Source organism: Brevibacillus choshinensis (assembly GCF_016811915.1).
Lineage (GTDB): Bacteria > Bacillota > Bacilli > Brevibacillales > Brevibacillaceae > Brevibacillus > Brevibacillus choshinensis_A.
Map to the genome: position 1 here is coordinate 2,931,060 of NZ_CP069127.1, position 18,623 is coordinate 2,949,682.

At 47.0% G+C, this 18,623-nt stretch carries 15 protein-coding genes; 12 read left to right on the plus strand and 3 right to left on the minus strand.

Annotated features, from left to right (window positions below):
* Positions 1-77: 77 nt before the first annotated feature.
* From JNE38_RS14840 to JNE38_RS14895, 12 genes are all read left to right on the plus strand, one after another.
* Entirely contained in the window at positions 78-1,529 is a 1,452-nt protein-coding gene (locus tag JNE38_RS14840) for an aldehyde dehydrogenase family protein (protein ID WP_203357248.1), read from the plus strand.
* A gap of 29 nt (positions 1,530-1,558) precedes the next feature.
* Complete coding sequence (locus tag JNE38_RS14845) at positions 1,559-2,452, plus strand: NAD(P)-dependent oxidoreductase (protein WP_238933667.1); 894 nt, start codon at positions 1,559-1,561, stop codon at positions 2,450-2,452.
* A 257-nt stretch (positions 2,453-2,709) separates the two neighbouring features.
* Complete coding sequence (locus tag JNE38_RS14850; RefSeq protein WP_203357249.1) at positions 2,710-3,801, plus strand: Fe(3+) ABC transporter substrate-binding protein; 1,092 nt, start codon at positions 2,710-2,712, stop codon at positions 3,799-3,801.
* A gap of 1 nt (position 3,802) precedes the next feature.
* Complete coding sequence (locus JNE38_RS14855; protein ID WP_203357250.1) at positions 3,803-5,455, plus strand: ABC transporter permease; 1,653 nt, start codon at positions 3,803-3,805, stop codon at positions 5,453-5,455.
* Positions 5,452-6,090 (plus strand): ABC transporter ATP-binding protein, encoded by a 639-nt coding sequence (locus JNE38_RS14860; protein ID WP_203357251.1) that lies wholly within the window; start codon positions 5,452-5,454, stop codon positions 6,088-6,090. The genes JNE38_RS14855 and JNE38_RS14860 overlap by 4 nt, the downstream gene beginning before the upstream one ends.
* Before the next feature lie 522 nt (positions 6,091-6,612).
* Positions 6,613-7,455 carry a decaprenyl-phosphate phosphoribosyltransferase gene (locus JNE38_RS14865; protein WP_275296710.1) on the plus strand — a complete coding sequence of 281 codons (843 nt, stop codon included), beginning with the start codon at positions 6,613-6,615 and terminating at the stop codon, positions 7,453-7,455.
* A gap of 64 nt (positions 7,456-7,519) precedes the next feature.
* A complete protein-coding gene (locus JNE38_RS14870; protein ID WP_203357252.1) occupies positions 7,520-8,890 on the plus strand; it encodes an FAD-binding protein in 1,371 nt (456 codons plus the stop codon).
* Positions 8,887-9,627, plus strand: coding sequence for an SDR family oxidoreductase (locus JNE38_RS14875; protein WP_203357253.1), 741 nt, complete (start codon positions 8,887-8,889; stop codon positions 9,625-9,627). Before JNE38_RS14870 ends, JNE38_RS14875 begins: the two co-directional genes overlap by 4 nt.
* A gap of 60 nt (positions 9,628-9,687) precedes the next feature.
* The gene (locus tag JNE38_RS14880) at positions 9,688-11,310 is read left to right on the plus strand and encodes an ArnT family glycosyltransferase (protein WP_203357254.1); all 1,623 of its coding nucleotides are present in this window, start codon (positions 9,688-9,690) and stop codon (positions 11,308-11,310) included.
* A gap of 117 nt (positions 11,311-11,427) precedes the next feature.
* The gene (locus JNE38_RS14885) at positions 11,428-13,215 is read left to right on the plus strand and encodes an LTA synthase family protein (protein ID WP_203357255.1); all 1,788 of its coding nucleotides are present in this window, start codon (positions 11,428-11,430) and stop codon (positions 13,213-13,215) included.
* A 91-nt stretch (positions 13,216-13,306) separates the two neighbouring features.
* Positions 13,307-13,453 carry a hypothetical protein gene (locus JNE38_RS14890; protein WP_203357256.1) on the plus strand — a complete coding sequence of 49 codons (147 nt, stop codon included), beginning with the start codon at positions 13,307-13,309 and terminating at the stop codon, positions 13,451-13,453.
* Positions 13,454-13,832: 379 nt separating this feature from the next.
* Positions 13,833-14,978, plus strand: a complete 1,146-nt coding sequence (locus JNE38_RS14895) for a sulfite reductase subunit alpha (protein WP_238933730.1) — start codon at positions 13,833-13,835, stop codon at positions 14,976-14,978.
* 109 nt (positions 14,979-15,087) lie between these two features.
* Here the strand turns inward: JNE38_RS14895 and JNE38_RS14900 are convergent, their stop codons facing one another.
* The 3 genes from JNE38_RS14900 to JNE38_RS14910 all read right to left on the minus strand — a co-directional run bounded on the left by JNE38_RS14900 (position 15,088) and on the right by JNE38_RS14910 (position 18,530).
* Positions 15,088-15,384 carry a helix-turn-helix domain-containing protein gene (locus tag JNE38_RS14900; protein ID WP_238933669.1) on the minus strand — a complete coding sequence of 99 codons (297 nt, stop codon included), beginning with the start codon at positions 15,382-15,384 and terminating at the stop codon, positions 15,088-15,090.
* 406 nt (positions 15,385-15,790) lie between these two features.
* Positions 15,791-17,011, minus strand: coding sequence for an MFS transporter (locus JNE38_RS14905; RefSeq protein WP_203357258.1), 1,221 nt, complete (start codon positions 17,009-17,011; stop codon positions 15,791-15,793).
* Positions 17,012-17,333: 322 nt separating this feature from the next.
* A complete protein-coding gene (locus tag JNE38_RS14910) occupies positions 17,334-18,530 on the minus strand; it encodes a M14 family zinc carboxypeptidase (RefSeq protein WP_203357259.1) in 1,197 nt (398 codons plus the stop codon).
* Positions 18,531-18,623 lie beyond the last annotated feature (93 nt).

The window sequence follows — 18,623 nt, forward strand, 5'->3', positions numbered from 1 at the left end:
GTGTGCACTTCAACATTGTACGAAATGTTTCGAATTTATACAATCCTCTTACAAGGACAGGAAAGGTGGCAGAACAGATGACGAACACCTATCAAAACTATATCGATGGAAAATGGGTACCAAGCCATACCGGCGATGTATTCACAAGCACGAATCCGGCTAACATTGATGAAGTCGTAGGCTATTTTCAAAAATCGGACGGCGAGGATGCCCGGGCAGCAATCGAGTCTGCAGCAAGGGCGTTTCCCCAGTGGTCGAAAACACCTGCGCCCGTGCGAGGAGAATTTTTGTTTGCCCTGATCCATTTGTTGGAGCAACGAAAAGAAGAATTGGCGGAAACCATTACACGCGAGGTTGGGAAGACCTTGCGGGAAGCACGCGGGGAAGTGAACAAGACGATTACCTCCATGAAACAGCTGACGGGGGAAGCGACGCGCTTGACAGGTCAGACGGTTCCTTCCTTTGATGAACGGGTGGTCGGATACACCGTTCGTGATCCGATCGGCGTGTTTGCCATTATCGCACCTTGGAATTTCCCACTGGGGATCGGGCTTTGGAAGATCGTCCCTGCCATTATCGCAGGAAACACGGTGGTATTTAAACCTGCAAGCAACACATCCCTGATCAGCGTCAAACTGATGGAGCTCCTCATCGAAAGCGGAGTGCCCGCAGGAGTCGTCAACATGGTGACAGGTCCTGGAGCCGTTATCGGCGATGAGCTTGCGAACAACCCGATCATCAAGGGCATATCCTTCACCGGCTCCTCTGAAGTCGGACTGTCGCTAGGCAAGGCAGTCGGCTCTCGCGGCGGAAAAATCCAGGCGGAGATGGGTGGGAAAAACCCGGCCATCATTCTTGGAGACGCCGATATTGATTTGGCGATTGATTGCATCGTGACCAGTGGATTTTTCGACAACGGCCAGCGCTGCACGGGAACAAGCCGCGTTTTGGTCGTCCCGGAAGTGGCGGATCAAGTAAAGTCGAAATTGATCGAACGTGCGAAGAGCATGAAGGTTGGCGATGGCTTTGACCCTGAGAGCCATAATGGCCCTGTCGTGGACGAGCATCAGTTGAATCTGTATTTGCACTACGTCCAAAAAGGAATCGAGGAGGGCGCGACTCTTGCCTGCGGAGGACAGCGCCTCACCGATGGTACTCTAGGGAATGGCTACTTTGTTGCACCGACAGTGTTTACTGGGGTAACACAAGAGATGACGATTGCCAGAGAAGAGATTTTTGGGCCAGTCATCGCCGTCATCGATGTGGAATCTTTCGAGCATGCCATGGAAGTGGCAAACCAAGTGGAGTTCGGCTTGTCCTCTACCATCTTTACCAACGATTTGCGCAAGGCGTTTGATTTTGTCAAAGGGATCCAATCTGGTGTGACGCATGTGAATATGCCATCTACCCACTTCGAATCCCAGTATCCATTTGGAGGCAAGAAGATCTCTGGCTTAGGTCCAAGAGAGCAGGGAGAGTCTGCGCTCGACTTTTATGTAGAGACGAAGACCGTCTATATTCGTCCATAGGTTAGGAAAATGCTGAAGGTGAGGGATTTATGATGGATACGATCGGTGTCATTGGCATCGGGGCGATGGGCAAGGGAATGATTGGCAGCTTGCTGGCAAAAGGCTACCAGGTAATCGCTTATGATCCCGTTCCAGCTGCGCAGGATTGGGCCAAGGAGAAGGGCGCCCACGTGGCACTGTCTCCTGCGGACGTAGGAAGGACGGCATCCGTCGTAATCACTTCCCTGCCCGGTCCGGCTATTGTGGAACAGGTGCTGCTTGGAGAGGATGGGCTCTATTCGACGCTTGCAGCAGGCAGCTACGTTCTGGATGCCAGCACGATTGATCCGGCCACAGCAAAACGGCTCCATGCAGTAGGTCTGCAAAAGGGAATTTCCTTATTTGATTGTCCCGTTAGCGGTGGCCCGGCAGGATCTGCCGCCGGTACCTTAACCATCATGGTAGGCGGCGACGAATCCAAGCTGCCTGATATTACCCCTTATCTGCAAGGGATCGGCAAAGACATCTTTTACATGGGGGAATCGGGTTCCGGCCAGGTTGCAAAGCTATGCCATAATTCGGTCGTTGCTGTGATCACCGCGGCTCTGGGAGAAGCCTTTACGGTAGGGGCAAAGGCGGGCGTCGATCCGCATAAATTGGCTGCGGTCATGGACAAAGGTTCTGCGCATAACCGCGTGCTGTCCGTCTTTGGTCCGAACATCCTCTACGGAACCTACGAAAAGACCGTTTTTTCCCTGGACCACATGCATAAAGACTTGCAGCTTTACGCGCAGGCAGCCCGGGAACAACAGGTGCCGGTATTGGTGGGAGGGACTGTCGTCCAATTGTACGAAGCTGCAAAAGCTCAAGGAAAGGGAGCATGGGATTCCTCAGCCGTATGTTCGGTCACGGAAGAGCTGGCGAAGGCAACCATTTCAAAATAACAGAAATAGATGATGGATATCGAATTTTCCGTACGGATGATGCCGATGGGGGCACGTTAGGGATAGGGAGAATGAAAAGGTTTTCATAATGGAGACTGAGCAGGTCGTCGTGTTCAACATGGCTGCCTGCTTTTTTGTATGAAATGCATAAAAACATAAATATATAATAATTCGTTGACATGTTTAGTGAAAGTCATTATCATTAACATTGTTGATAATGAGAATTGTTTTCATAATTTTTAGGGGGATTAACCGATATGAAGCGTAGCAAAGTACTCTCCACTATGTTTGCAACCGTTATGGCTGCTAGCCTGCTAGCTGGATGCGGCACAGGGTCCAAAGATCAAGCTCAGCCAGGGCAAAAGGAAAGCGGCAGTACAGACAAGCCAGCCCAAGAACAATCAGTGAATATCTATACCGCGAGACATTATGAAGTGGATGATGTACTCTATAAAAACTTTACCGATAAAACGGGTATCAAGGTGAACGTCGTAAAAGGGAAAGCGGAAGAATTGATTGAAAGGCTGAAGCGTGAGGGACAAAGCTCACCTGCGGATCTGTTCATTACGGTGGACGGCGGAGTATTGAACAATGCCAAGCAAAACGGTGTCCTGCAGCCTGTACAATCAGATGTAATCGAACAGCAAGTACCGAAGCAGCTTCGGGATCAAAATAATGAATGGATCGGACTTTCTACGCGTGCACGTGTAATCGTATATTCCAAAGATCGCGTGAAGCCGGAACAACTTTCTACATATGAAGATTTGGCTGCAGATAAATGGAAAGGAAAGGTGCTGGTTCGCTCCTCCACTAGTCTGTATAACCAGTCGCTTGTAGCCTCGATGATCGAGCTGAATGGAGAACAAAAAACAGAAGAGTGGGCAAAAGGTGTGGTAGCGAATATGAGCCGTACACCGGAAGGCGGCGACCGTGACCAAGCGAAAGCCATTGCAGCCGGTGTTGGCGATGTGGCGATCATGAACACGTATTATGTGGGACAAATGGTAAATTCCAAAGATGCCGAAGAAGTGAAAGCAAGTGAAAAAATCGGCGTATTCTTCCCGAACCAGAGCACGACAGGCACACACGTGAATGTAAGTGGGGCTGGACTCGCTAAGCACAGTAAAAATAAAGAGAACGCAGTGAAGCTTATTGAATTCTTGACATCCGAGGAAGCACAGGCGCTCATGTCCAAAGAAAACTTTGAGTTCCCGGTAAACGAGAAAGCGCAAAAGCCTGAGCTGCTTAAATCATGGGGCGATTTTAAAACACAGCAGATTGATTTCAGCAAATTGGGTGAACACAATAAAAAATCCATTGAGATCATGAATAAAGTAGGATGGAAATAAGATGAGCTTTAAAACTGTTTTGCGAAATAGGAAAGCAAATACAAACGGCTGGGTATTGATCAGTCTGATTGGGGTAGCAGTAGTACTGCTGCCCGTTTTGTCTATTTTCTTTTCTTTATTGAAAGCACCTAATGAGAACTGGGCACAGATCAAACAGTACATGCTTACGGATTATCTGGTGAATTCGTTATTCCTGGTGGTGTTTACGGGGATTTTCACTGTGACTGTTGGTGTGACGCTAGCTTGGTTGATCGCTGCCTATGATTTTCCAGGGAAACGTTTTTTTCAATGGGCACTGGTTCTCCCGCTCTCGATTCCTCCCAATATTGCAGCGTACACGTATAGCCACATGGTTAGCTACACAGGCGTTGTGCAGGTTACGATGCGGTCCACATTTGGTATTGAGTGGAATCCCAAATGGTTGGATATCATGTCGCTTCAGGGTGCTGTTTTTATCTTTACGCTTTTTTTATACCCGTACGTTTTCATGATTACGAGGTCGTTTCTTGAACGGCAAAGTGGTTCCTATATCGAGAATGCGATCCTTCTGGGGAGAAACCATTTCACGATTTTCTTTCGCATTGTTTTGCCGATCGCACAGCCGGCCATCATCGGGAGCGTTATGCTCGTCATTTTTGAAGTGATCAGCGATTATGGGGTTACGAGCTATTTTGGGATTCAGACGATTTCTACTGCAATTTTTCAAACGTGGTTTGGCATGTATGATGTGGATTCGGCACTTCGCTTGGCTGCTTGGATGATGGCGGGAGTCATTGGGTTGTTCATCATTGAGCGATTGCTTCGAAACCGCCGACGGTATAGCGCTTCGACGAGTAAAGCCAGCCCGCTTGTTCCCAAGCAGCTCAAGGGGAGCAGCGCCTTCATAGCGGTACTTTTTAGCGGGGCCGTATTCGCATTCGCTTTTTTGATTCCGGTTGTTCAACTCATCGTTTGGTCAACCTGGACCTACCAGGACGTTCTGACTTTCTCATTCGTTGAGCTGACATCCAACACGCTGCTCGTTGCCTTGATTGCGACAGCTTGTATCATGTTCCTGTCCGTGGTGGTCGCCAATGTATGCCGGGTGCAAGGAAAAGCTTTTTCCTCCGTACTGTCTAAAGTCATCGCATCGGGCTACTCCATTCCAGGAGCGATCATTGCAATCGGCGTGCTTACGTTTTTTATCGTTCTCGATGAGACCCTGGCGCCTTTCTATCGCTGGATGGGATTGGGGGAAGCACCGCTAGTGCTCAGCATGTCTCTCGTGATGGTAGTGGTGGCGTACGTGGTTCGCTTTATGGCAACGGGTTATAATGCAGTCGAAGCAGGCTTTGAAAAAATGGGCAAGACCTATATGGAAGCTTCCAGATTGCTCGGGTACGGGATGACCCGAACCTTTTTCAAAGTGGACCTTCCTCTGATGAGAGGCGCGCTCCTGAGCGGTACGATCCTGACCTTTGTGGAAATCATGAAAGAGCTGCCGATGACACTCTTGCTCAGACCCTTTAACTTCGAGACGCTGGCAACCAAGACGTACCAATATGCCAGCGATGAAAGAGTCATAGAAGCGTCGATCCCGTCCTTGTTTATCATTGCCGTCAGCGTTTGCTCAGTTCTGCTCGTTTACAAACTAGGAAAGAGGCTGGAGAGATGAATTTTGTTGAAATCCAAGACGTTTCTTTTTCCTATTCCAAAAAAGAAGCTCCCATTCTAAAAAAAGTCTCCTTTACGCTAAACAAAGGGGAAATCGTAGGGGTGGTTGGCCCGAGCGGAAGCGGAAAAAGCACACTTTTACGCTTGATTGCCGGTCTCGGCACACCCCATACAGGGAAAATCAGTATTAATGGCAAAGTGGTCATGGACATGCATACGTTCATTCCACCTGAAAATCGCGGAGTCGGCATGGTGTTCCAAGACTACGCACTGTTTCCGCATCTGACAGTTGCCCAAAATATTGAATTCGGCTTGCATCGCATGTCCAGATCCCTGCGATTGTCCAGGGTAGATGAGATGGTCGAGCTGGTCCAACTCACTGGTTTTACCAAGAGATACCCGCATGAATTGAGCGGAGGGCAGCAGCAGCGTGTTGCATTGGCCAGAGCCCTCGCTCCGAAGCCGTCCCTTTTGCTCATGGACGAGCCTTTCAGTAATCTCGATGCGAATTTGCGCACGTCGATACGCAGCGAACTTCGGGATATTCTGCAAAAGGCGGGAATGACCTGTTTACTTGTCACCCATGATCAACAAGACGTGCAAGCGATTTGCAGCCGCGAAATTCAGCTGACATGATTATAAACTGAAATAGACAACGTTACGCAGAAAAGGGCCAAGCTGGCCCTTTTCTATTTTTTTCGGTTCCTTTTACGGTCACAAAATGGTGAAGGGAATTTTCAGAAAAAATGCGGTTGCTTAGGGTGGTCTATTAGGGTGAAGCTGGTTACGATTTCCCCGGGCAGGTGACTATTCGTTCCACAACATCGGGATCAGGATACGTTTTGAAATATCTGAGGAACCAGATTCCATTATTTACTGGATAAGGTATTTTTGGGTGATGCATACTACCAACACACTAAGGTTGCCCCTGATCTGGTAAGCAGGAAAGAAGCTAACGAGGCATGAATGAAACGCTAGGAATCGGGTCGTTTTCAGCGATCTAAATCTCCTCTCCAGATTGTGGGTTGCGTCCTTCCAAGTATTTTTTTCAGGCTCCGGTTCTGAATTTCGTATAGGGGAATCACAATCAGGTAAAAAATGGTGAGGGGAAGATTCATGTCAGTATAAAGGGGGGATAGTTAACTGAAACCGCTGTTATTGCAGCTGAGACCAAGACAGTGGACAAAATGCTTGCTTGTATTTGCTGCTCCGGTCTTCGCGGAAAAATTCCACGATCCCGTTGCAATAGGGAAGGCTGTCATCGCTTTCTTTTGTTTTGCCTTGACTGCAAGCACAGTGTACATTGTGAACGACATCATGGATGTTGAAAAGGACCGGTTGCACCCGGAAAAATCGAAACGTCCAATCGCATCTGGAGCACTTAGGATCCGGACAGCTATTTTGTTCGGCATTTTTTTGTTGATTTTCTCATTATCCATATCCTATTTCATCACACCTCTTTTTTCCGGAATCCTCATTACATACTTGATCGTCAATCTCTTCTATTGTGCATGGCTGAAACATGTCGTGATTATTGATGTTATGGTCATCGCTTCAGGGTTTGTCCTTCGGGGGATCTCTGGAGCCGTAGTGGTGGGCGTAGGCATCACTTCCTGGTTCATTCTTTGCACCATGCTGCTCGCTTTGTTTCTAGCTTTGAGCAAAAGAAGGCACGAATTTGAAAGGCTGAACGGTGACAAAGAGAAGCAGCGCAAAGTACTGGAGCATTATTCGATTGCATTTTTAGATCAGCTCATTTCCATTGTTACTTCGGCCACGATAATGACATATTCACTTTATACGGCGAACACAGGTCCGAATGCATACATGATGTGGACGATTCCGTTTGTCATCTATGGCATTTTCCGCTATTTGTACCTGGTCCATATGAAGCAAGGAGGAGGAAGTCCGGAAAAGAGTCTGCTCGAAGATAAGCATATCCTGCTGACGGTCATCCTTTTTACCTTAAGTGTGATGGGCATTAAAACTTATTTGTGGTGATAGTCAAAGAAGCACAGAGATGATAATCGGACAAATGAGTCGGGATGATAGGAGCGATGTTGGTATGGTCAAATCCAAGGAAAATGTATTATCAGGATGGGGGAACTTTCCAAAACAGACGGGGCATGTTTACAGACCGGAGAAGTACAAGGATTTACAGGATATTTTACGGTTACGAAGCCAGTCAAACTTCATTTCCCGGGGAGCAGGAAGGAGCTATGGCGATAACGCCTTAAACGACCAAAACGGAGTAATCCTGCATACTCGGTTAAACCGCTTTCTATCCTTTGACGAGCAGACCCAGGTATTGGAATGCGAAGCAGGGGTTACGTTTGGAGAGATCATAGAATACTTCTTGCCACATGGGTATTTACCACCCGTCACCCCGGGAACCAAATATGTGACAGTTGGTGGTGCCATTTCCAATGAAGTGCATGGGAAAAACCACCATCAGGACGGCTCCTTTTCTAATCATATTCTGGATTTTCAGCTGCTCGTCGCATCTGGGGAGTTTCTAACTTGTTCACGTAGTGAAAACCAAGAATTATTCTGGGCCACGGTCGGAGGAATTGGGCTCACAGGAATTATTCTAAGTGCCCGCATCAAATTGATGAGGGTTGAATCGGCTTATTTAGAGGTGGATTACAAAAAGACATCCAACCTCGATGAAACCATCGTCCTGCTTAATGAAATGAACGGGAAGTACCAATACTCAGTAGCCTGGATCGACTGTTTATCGACAGATCGCACCATAGGCCGTTCCATTCTCATGCTGGGGAATCATGCCTTGCAGAAACAGCTTGACGGCAAGGTGGAGCCTCTTTCTCCAAGAAGGAAAAGAAATATGATTGTACCCTTTTACTTTCCTTCTTTTGGACTCAATTCTTCCAGTATAAAAACCTTCAATTCCTTTTACTATCACCGTTTCAAAGATGCCTCTAGGCAAGTGGTAGACTATGATTCATTCTTTTATCCGTTGGACACGCTCTTACATTGGAATCGTTTGTACGGAAAAGCGGGGTTTATTCAATACCAAGCAGTATTCCCTCCGGAAACGGCCCGCATGGGGCTTACGGAACTTCTCCAGAAAGTAAGCCAGGGGAGATGCGCTTCATTCTTAGCAGTCTTGAAGATATTGGGTGAGAGAAGCGGTGGCTTGTTAGCTTTTCCACGTAAAGGCTATACATTGGCTTTGGATATACCGCTTAGGGGCGGAACAGAGCTCTTGGCGTTCATTCGGAAATTGGATGAAGTGGTGCTGGCTCATCGAGGGGTCTTGTATTTGGCGAAGGACGCGTTAATGTCCGCGGATATGTTTGCCCAAATGTATCCGGAGCTTCCGAAGTTCAAGGAAGTCAAAGCCAAAATAGATCCCGGCTGTCTCTTCTCGTCCTCGATGGCCAGGCGGTTGAATATCGTGGGGAATTTGGGATGAGGAAGAACATTTTAATCATTGGAGCGACATCAGGCATCGCCAAGTCGATCGCTTATCAATATGCCAAACAAAACCATTCATTGATTTTAGCGGGGCGCGACCACGGAGAAATGGAGAGGCTCGCGTCCGACATCCGGATTCGCCACCGGGTTCCAGTCTGTGTAAAAAAATACCACGCGGAAGCCTATGATGAACACTCCGGTTTCTTTGCATCTTGTCTGGAGGAGCCCGGCATGCTTGGCGGCATGATTTTGGCCTATGGGTATATGGAAGATCATCAATCCGCCCAGGCTGATTTCAGATTGGCCAAACAAATCATTGAGGTGAACTTTCTTTCCTGTGTGTCTATATTGGAGACAGCTGCCCGCTATTTTGAACAGGAGCGGAGCGGCTTCATCGCTGTCATTTCCTCTGTAGCCGGGGACCGTGGCAGACAAAGCAATTATATTTACGGTTCGTCGAAAGGTGCATTATCCGTGTACCTACAGGGATTGAGGAGCAGGTTGTTTGCTTCGGGTGTGCATGTGGTGACAATCAAGCCAGGGTTTGTGGATACACAAATGACCTATGGCTTGAAGGGTCTTTTCCTATTGGCTAAGCCTCAAGATGCGGCAAAAAAGATATGCTTGGCCATTCAAAAGGGGCAGGAGATTGTCTATGTGCCAGGTTTTTGGGCATTCATCATGATGATCATCAAAGTGATGCCGGAGCGGTTCTTCAAACGCTTGAAACTTTGAATAAACAGACCGTGTAAGGCCTGTATCCATTCAAACTAGAAATCGACGAGGGGGGCCATAATGGTGAATAAGCAGCTGCGATTTACCCATTTAAAGCCGACACTTCGATGGCTTTCTAACGATTGGGTCATTAGCTTTATCCTGTTTCTTTTCGCTTTCATCATCCGTATTCCTTACTTGTATGATGTTCCCCGATTCATCGATGAGTGGAGAGAGATTGGGCTGGCTGCCCAAATCGCAAGGGGACAGGCTTGGCCCCTGCACAATACGTCCCACGATATTGGCCCGTTTCATAATTATGTCTTGGCAGGACTGTTTACGCTATTTGGATTTGATGTGTACATACCCAGGTTATATGTAACGGTCACCAGCGCAGCTACCGTAGTGGTTACTTTTTGGCTTGGCAGACATTGGGCGGGAAGGATAACGGCTGTTTTCGCCGCATTGCTATTGGCGACGAACAGTATGCACATCCTGATTACGCATATGGCTTGGTCGAATGATACCACCCCATTTTTCGTAGGGTTGGCCGTGCTGGTATCTCTCAAGGCCATGGATCAAGAGAGACGCTCATTATGGGCTTTGGCTGGGTTGGCATGGGCGATCGCCCTGCAGACTCACCCATCCGTTATCGCTGCTTTACTCGGAGTCGTTTTCTACTTCGCCCGCCAGCTTGGCTGGGGAGCTTTTTACCGGGACGCCCGCCTTCGAATAGGGATTGCTGTATTAATAGTGGGATACAGCAACATGATTATTCATAATTTTATCAAACCGTTAGATTCCGTTCTTTGGGTAAAGCGAAAGGGCTACGCGCTGAATCAGGAGTGGTCGATTCAAGGTTATTTTCAAAACATGCTGGAGATGGGCAGTGAATTGATTCACTCTTTAGCTAGTGCCTTCCCTGATGGAAAAGGGTGGTTGCACGGCATAAGTTCATTTCTTATGCTGTTCTTTATCATCGGATTGTTGGACGGGTTTCGCCGGCTATGCCGTTTCCGTAACGGATCTTTTGTAGTAGCGATTGTTATTTCCAGTTTCCTGGTGATTCCTATATTAAACGATCAATATAAATTTTATATATGGACAAGATATATCGCTTATCTATTTCCTCTTTGCTTTGTCACCGTAGCCATAGGATTTCAAGGATGGATACGGTATTTGGCGGACAGGGACCAGACTCGGCAGCTCAGATCAGGCCTGGCCGTAGCATGGGTCTTACTCCTCATTCTGCCGCTGCATCACTTTTACCAGTATGCCGAGACATATATTCAATCCGGAGTGGATAACTCCGCCGAATTTTTTACGGTACAAACCCTGCAGCCCAGACTCACCAAAGACTCGATCATCGTCGTTGACAAGCAGGCAAAGCAGGCCGAAGCGGTCAGCAAAATGCTGAGAGTGAAGGGGTTCAGAAGCCCTTTGGAGGGAGTAGATCCGAACGAGGTTCGAGAAGTTCAAGCTGTTCCATCGAACGGGGGAGAAGGGATAGATGCGACCTACTACAGTAGATGGAAAAAGGCGTTAGCCCTGCACAAGGATCATACCTGGTATGTTCTGTCACTGGAAAATAAGGACAAATTAACGTCTCTATTTGGCATCACCTGGACAAAAGGGGAAGTGATTCGGGGCGGAAGCGGAAAACAGATATATTTTGTAGGCAGAATTTCTTCCTATGAATATTGAACTTTAAAGAATCAACCATACATTCACTTACATGTATGGTTATTTCCATTTACTTGCTCTTATCAGTATTACCTTTTGAGGAATAATGAGAGTAAGGAAATGCGGGAGGCATTGCAGATGCGCGTTTTATTAAAAGACGATTTCTTCGTCTTTTCTCAGTTATGTGGGATTATGCTCAAATCCGTTTTCTTTGTTTACTTAGCCACCGATATGGCTTACTCGTTAACTCCTTTTCATCTGGCAGATGTACTCAAATCCTTGCCATTATACATATCTATCTACTTAACTCTCCTGTCGTTCGTTTATTTGGCCAAGCGCAAGGTTTACATCGCTCTCATCTTGAATTTCATCGTAAGCTTCATACTCTTGATGGATTTCGTGTATCTTAGAGCTTTCGGGGTTCCAACTTCATTATTCTCTCTGCCTATGATTGAGTTTTTAGGGGATGTCGGGGATTCGGCGTTTGATCTTTTCCATATGCTCGATTTTCTTTTCTTTGCAGATGTGATCCTTTGGTCTTCGCTGCTTTTATTTTTTCGTAAATCTTATTCAAAAACAGCTATTCAGGGATGGAAATTTATCTCCTGTATGACTTTTGCGGTTGTAACCGGTTATGTAGCTTATCCCGAAGGATTAGTGCAGAAAATGCTGAGCATCAAACACCGGCCCATTTTTGCCATACAGAAAGTCACCCCCATTGGTTACCATTTGTTCGATTCCTATGAGTTTATGCGATCTTCTCACGCGATCTCATTATCAGATCATGACAGAAAAAAGGTGCGTCAGTGGTTCGACAGGAATAAGAAAATCAATAAGCAACAGTCTACAGACGAGCAGCTGCACAAAGGGATCTTTCAAGGCAAAAATGTAGTTTTCATTCATTTTGAGTCCTTGGAAAGCAGCGTCATCGGCCAACGCATTCATGGTCAAGAAATCACTCCCGAATTAAATAAACTGCTTTCCCATAGCTTTTATTTCCCTAAAATCAAGGAACAAGTTGGGGAAGGAAATTCTGCGGACGCTGAATTCATGGTATTGAATTCTCTGTATCCACTACCACAGGGGATTATCAGCTTGCGGTATCCTTCCAATAGCTACTTTGCCTTTCCAAAAGAACTGGCAGGTCACGGATATGAGACAGCGGCTTTTGTGGGAATGAAAAAAGGGTTTATGAACATGGGCATTGTGTTGCCTAATTTCGGGTTTAAAAAAATATTTTCCTTTCCCGATAATCAATCAGAGAAGAAAATCGGTTTAGGGATCCCGGATCAGGACATGTTCGATCAGTCCATACCCTATATCAAGAGCTTAAAAAGCCCATTCTTTGCTTACATGATTACCCTTACAAACCATGTACCCTATAAACTGCCTCCAAACATGCAGACCCTTACTCCGCCACCCGGGATGAAAAAAGATGGTGTTGCCAGATATCTGCAGAGTGTCCACTACGCTGATCAGGCGGTAGGTTCTTTTATAGAGGGATTAAAGAAAGAGCGATTGCTGGATCAGACAGTCCTTGTCATTTACGGTGATCACCAGGGAGTTAACAAGTATTATGCTAGGGATGTACAAAAAAGCGGAATTTCCTGGTTGAAAAACGATAAGAATTTGCCCCTCTTGATTTACCATTCCTCCTTGAAAGGAGTAACCCTGAGCCAAATGGGGGGACAGATTGATATTCTTCCTACGGTTCACCATTTGTTGGGACTGCCAGATAATCCTCGAACTGCCTATCGTGCGGGCCGAAATCTGTTTAGTTCAGATAAAGGGTTTGCTGCACTGAGAAATGGACAGTATGTATCAGATGACGTTTCCAATACCGACATCCGACGCCACAGACAAAAGGGGGTCGAGATCAGTGCAAAGGTCATACAGGGAAACTTGTTCCCAACCCCTGATTATTAAAGTTTTTTCCGAGTCGATCCATAAAAAGTGCACATTCCGACCCTAAGTTTCATCTTGAGGGCCCAAAGCGGTAGGAAGGCAAAATGGAGAAGTGACAGACCTGCAAGTCAAGAAAGCGAACGAGCAGCTGCAGGAGCTGGGACGCACCTTGATTACATTCAACTTCTCACGCCGTGGCGGCAAAGCGGATCATTCGCAGCTGATTCAACGGATCGTAAAACACGGTGATTTCAGGTAGCTTCCTGAATAAACGTATGAACGGAGAGCTGACAAGTATCTTGTCGGAACTCCGTTTTTTTGTGTGAGACGGATATTCGAGCTGCGAGAATCATGGATTAGTATTTACAAACGTGATGGATTCGCAATATGATGAAAAATGAGTAAATTTAGCATACTGATACAAATTTACGTAGGAGTATGCCATACTGGTAGAGACTGAGGAGGGTTAGGCGCAAAACGGAGGGCTACTCCCATTTTGGCTAGTTTGGAACAGGCAAAATAGGGATATCATGACAATGCGGTCACGAAACGGTTTCGCTTACATTGCATTTACACCAAGGTATAGTTTGAAGCGACTCAATACTACTTCTTGAGGTGACATTATGCAAAATACAGTGATGAATAACGTACCAGTAACATTCTCGAGGACGAATCCATTTCCAGCGAAAGTTCTTACAAATGTAAACCTAAATGGAGAAGGATCCAAAAAAGAAACAAGGCATCTCGAGCTATCGCTAAAAGGATCGGGCTTGACCTATGCCCCAGGTGATTGCCTTGGGATCATTCCGCAAAATGATCCGGAGCTTGTCACATCCTTGATCGAGGAAATGAAATGGGACCCAGAAACAGCTGTTACGATCAATAAGCTGGGTGAAACCCTCCCTCTCAGGGAAGCCCTCACCACCTACTTCGAAATTACGTTGCTGACCAAAAAAATGATTCAGCAAGCAGCAGAGCTGACTGACAGCGAAGCTTTGAAAAAGCTTTCGTCGGAGGAAAACATCCATCAGCTGAAAGAATACATCGATGGTCGGGATTTGCTTGATTTGCTTCAAGATTTCGGTCCTTGGAAAGCCACTGCCCAAGAGATCGTTGCTCTATTGAGAAAAATGCCGCCACGGCTCTATTCCATTGCAAGCAGCGTCTCGGCTCATCCGGAGGAAGTACATTTGACCATCGGCGCCGTTCGCTACACGACACACGGACGGGAACGAAAAGGCGTTTGCTCCGTTTTGTGTGCAGAACGTTTGCATGAAGGAGATACGCTGCCGGTCTTTATTCAAACCAATAAGCACTTTAATCTACCGGACTCTCCCGAGAAAGATATCATCATGGTTGGTCCCGGGACGGGCATTGCTCCATTTCGTTCCTTCATTGAGGAGCGCAGCGTGATAAAAGCGCCAGGCAGATCATGGCTGTTCTTCGGTGATCAGCACGCATCGTGCGATTTCCTCTATCAAAACGAATTGGAAGGCTATCAAAAAGCGGGTGTTTTGACGAGAATCGAGACAGCTTTCTCACGCGATTCGGAGGAGAAAGTCTATGTCCAGCATAAGATGCTTGAGCACAGCAAAGAGCTGTTTGAATGGCTGGAGAATGATGCCTGCTTCTATGTTTGCGGAGACAAGCAGCATATGGCCAAAGACGTCCACGACGCCTTGATCAGCGTCATTGAAAAAGAAGGACAAATGACACGTGAAGCGGCAGAAGCGTATGTAACAGAGATGCAAGCGCAAGGACGTTACCAGCGCGATGTGTATTAATAGCAGCCGCTCATCGTAAAAAATGCAAAAATCCCGCCACGAAAATGGGGCGGGATTTTTGCTTTCATATAGGCTGCACTCCTCGTTTCATCAATCTTGAAGTAACCTTCTAACAACCGTTTGCAGTAGGGTCCCCGATACGCTTTGCTTCATATTGGATATTTCTTCCTTGATCTCCCTCACGGCTGCAATGATTTTGCCCAGCGCGCTTTGCCAGCAATTCGCCCTCAGGGGTAAAATGTACGCCTTTAATGCCTCTATTTACGATTTTCACGCCAAACTCTTCTTCAATCTGCATGAGTCGCTTCGTCAGTGCGGGCTGGGTGATGAACAGGAGTTGAGCGGTCTTGGTAATGTTCTTTTGGTTATAGAGGATGTGCAAAACCTGCCAATCGCGATCATCCATTCCATTCTCGCTCCTCTGTTCGCGTAGTGAATGACACAAAAAGCGCCAAGTTCGGTGGCGCTTGAGGATCGAAAGCTATCAGTTATCTACCATCTATTATACGTTGCTTCGTATTCGCTTGGAAAATAGCCATTGTTTATCGCCAGCCATAAATAAAAGAGATGGTGGACAAAAGGTATTGCGATAACAAAAAGCTATGGTCCCCAATTCTATATCCGTATTTTTATTCTCGTTTTTGCCTATCCGCGAGACCTGGATGCTGTACCATGAAGAGTTTATGGAATTGAAGCTTGTCAAAGACTTCATTGAGTTTATGAAGGAGCTGGATTTTCAGCATTCGGACAGGCAAATACCAAAAAAAGGTCAACCCGCTACGGTTAACCTTTTCATATGTTTCAAATGTTAATTACATGGTCGAGACGATTCGTTTATTCGCAGCGGCCTTGCGCTCAACCAGATAGGAAGCGATTCCCAAAATCAGAGCAAGTCCTACGAGCACAGCACCGACCCATGGGAGGGATGTGATAGCCAGATGCGTAATGACCCATCCCCCAATGAAAGCACCAGCAGCATTTCCCAAATTTCCGGCAGAATGGCTGGAGGTAGAGGCAAGCGCTGGAGCCGACTGTGCAAGGTTCATCACGCGTACCTGCAGCCCTGGAAAGACTGCGAAGGACGCAGCTCCCCATAGAAAAATGGTCACGACGGCAGCTATGGGACTAGAAATGGTTAACGTGAACAGAGTGAGAATGATGCAAATGGCAAAATAAAGTCCCAGTATGGAAGGCATCAGCTTCCAATCGGCCAGCTTTCCGCCCACGATATTGCCGATGGTCACTCCGCAGCCGAAGAGGACGAGAATCCATGTTACATGCTGCTCTGCAAATCCGGTAACTTGCGTAAGCAGTGGCGTAATATACGTAAATACGGTGAATAGGCCTGCGTTTCCTAATGCCCCAATCAGGAGGTATAGAAGGAGCTTAGGCTTTATGAGTGCAGCGATTTGCCCCGTAATACTCCCAGAGTTTTCTTGACGAATTTGCGGGACGAAAATAAGGATGCCGATCAGTGCGATGATTCCCATGATGGCGATAGAGCCGAAGGAGGATCGCCAGCCCAAATGTTGACCGATAAAAGTCCCGAGTGGAACCCCAATAATATTGGCAATCGTCAGACCTGCCATCATAATGGAAACGGCACTGGCGCGTTTGTCAGGCGGTACGAGATTGGAAGCGACGACAGCGCCAACTCCAAAAAATGTCCCATGCGTCAAAGCGGTCAGCATGCGTGCCCCCATCAAAACAGCGTAGTTGGGAGCTAAAACAGAAATTCCGTTACCGAGAATAAAGAGAACCATGAGCAGACAAAGCAGTCTCTTTTCGGGAATTCGATGGGTGAGGATGGTCATGATGGGAGCACCGACTGCTACCCCGAGAGCATACATGGTAATCAGCTGCCCCGCGGATGAGATGCTGACTTGCAAATCATCAGCAACATTAGGTAGAAGCCCCATGATGACAAATTCAGTCATTCCAATGGCAAAAGAGCCCAGTGTAAGACAAAGCAACGAGATAGAAAATGTTTCTTTCTTCGCCTGTTCCCTGGTAGTAAGGTGAGATAACTCCATGAAGTGTTTACAACCTTTCTGCAGTGTAGAATCCGGTTCAATGCAAGAATTGTGCCGGTCAAGAATGCCTGTTCCATATTATTAAGCTTTATTCGAGTAAAATCAAGGTATTCTTCATCACTATATAGCAAAACTGTGAATCTACTTAAGACACGCGAACGGAAGCGCCTGGGGAACGACATGAACCTGGGCGATAAAAAGGGAAGAGTTGAATCGATCATGCTCTGAAAGAAACGTGGGGAGTTTTGGAGAGGAAAAAATCCAAGCACAGGAAAAACCAGTGCAGATGCTAAAAGCGAACTGCACTGGTTTGCTTTCATGATCAGATCCCGGGTTCATACGAAGTGATGGGAATGTCGTCATATTCCTCGGGATCAAGCTCATCGATACTGCCCGTGGCAACCGCGTCAAGGATGCCGTATAATCCTGTTTCCACTGCTTTGACCAATTGCCCTTTTTTCTTTTGACCCATGCTCTGAGTCTGACCGCGGACTTCAAACAGCACGGTTCCGCTGCCATTGAGAGCGAATGCCCCGAGAGCCGTCCCGGGAAGATCGATCTTTTGATCGTACAGGCTGATGTTATTAAACGGGGAGCTGCCCATGGATCGAAGCGCATGGTAAGCCGCCAGATTGAGCTGTCTGGAAAAATCGTAGTTATATTTGTCTTTATACTCTTCGTACTTTTCTCCCGCCGAGCTGTTCGGGTCAGCAACAAAGCGACCGGACAGAGAAAGCGTCACGACATCATTTGTGCCGTCCACATAATAAAAAGGTCCTTGATGATGGAGGTCTATGTATACATCGACTTGTCCGAAGTCGTCCTGGAGCGATTGATAGACATCGCGCACCGTTTGCGCTTCAGGTGTGATAAACCAGCCTGGTTTGGAAGAGCTGCCTGGGAAATCAGAAGCTTGAGGCGAGTAATTCAGATCAGGATTGTAATCGCGATTGACGTCAAAGCCAGGCGTCGCGGCATAGTCATCTCCCTGACGAGGGGTGGTGTAGTAATTCCACGCAGGTTTTGCACCAGCGAGCTGAGGAAATGCGTCGACGATTTCGTCCCATGTCATGTCATTACCCCGACGATCCAAGTAGGCGGCGTCCGGGTTCATCATCGGCATGGCAACCAGTGTGATTTCCTTTCGAATTTGCTTTGCTTCCGGAGAGTTGCTGGATCCAAGATACTGGAGGATGCTGACGAGCGCTTCCGTTCCGGTCGGTTCATTCCCGTGAATTTGGCTGGTGATAAAGACGACCTTTTTCCCAGAGCCGACTGTCGCTTTGAAGATATCCCGGTCACGATTTGACTTTCCGACGACTTCCAGGCTGACTTGACCATTGCTATTGTTCTCGATCTTTTTCAACTGCTTTACCAATTGGTCATAGCTTAAGAAACCGGAAATCGAGTAGTTTTGCTGCTCTGGTGTACCTGGAGAGGTGTTGCCCGCAGCGAATCCAGGTGAAACAAGACTTGCTGTCAAAAGGAGAGCACCCGCGATAGAACATGCTTTTTTCATGATCAGTCCTCCTACAGTTGGAAAATTTTGTTGCAGCAAACATATAAATCATAGTTTATTTGATAGATCAGCGTGAATGGATACAAGGGATTA

Excerpts from the sequence above, each read along its gene's own strand:
- JNE38_RS14840 (WP_203357248.1), top strand. The coding sequence starts at position 78 with ATGACGAACACCTATCAAAACTATATCGATGGAAAATGGGTACCAAGC.
- JNE38_RS14845 (WP_238933667.1), top strand. The coding sequence starts at position 1,559 with ATGATGGATACGATCGGTGTCATTGGCATCGGGGCGATGGGCAAGGGA.
- JNE38_RS14850 (WP_203357249.1), top strand. The coding sequence starts at position 2,710 with ATGAAGCGTAGCAAAGTACTCTCCACTATGTTTGCAACCGTTATGGCT.
- JNE38_RS14855 (WP_203357250.1), top strand. The coding sequence starts at position 3,803 with ATGAGCTTTAAAACTGTTTTGCGAAATAGGAAAGCAAATACAAACGGC.
- JNE38_RS14860 (WP_203357251.1), top strand. The coding sequence starts at position 5,452 with ATGAATTTTGTTGAAATCCAAGACGTTTCTTTTTCCTATTCCAAAAAA.
- JNE38_RS14870 (WP_203357252.1), top strand. The coding sequence starts at position 7,520 with ATGGTCAAATCCAAGGAAAATGTATTATCAGGATGGGGGAACTTTCCA.
- JNE38_RS14875 (WP_203357253.1), top strand. The coding sequence starts at position 8,887 with ATGAGGAAGAACATTTTAATCATTGGAGCGACATCAGGCATCGCCAAG.
- JNE38_RS14880 (WP_203357254.1), top strand. The coding sequence starts at position 9,688 with ATGGTGAATAAGCAGCTGCGATTTACCCATTTAAAGCCGACACTTCGA.
- JNE38_RS14885 (WP_203357255.1), top strand. The coding sequence starts at position 11,428 with ATGCGCGTTTTATTAAAAGACGATTTCTTCGTCTTTTCTCAGTTATGT.
- JNE38_RS14895 (WP_238933730.1), top strand. The coding sequence starts at position 13,833 with ATGAATAACGTACCAGTAACATTCTCGAGGACGAATCCATTTCCAGCG.
- JNE38_RS14900 (WP_238933669.1), bottom strand. The coding sequence starts at position 15,384 with ATGGATGATCGCGATTGGCAGGTTTTGCACATCCTCTATAACCAAAAG.
- JNE38_RS14905 (WP_203357258.1), bottom strand. The coding sequence starts at position 17,011 with ATGGAGTTATCTCACCTTACTACCAGGGAACAGGCGAAGAAAGAAACA.
- JNE38_RS14910 (WP_203357259.1), bottom strand. The coding sequence starts at position 18,530 with ATGAAAAAAGCATGTTCTATCGCGGGTGCTCTCCTTTTGACAGCAAGT.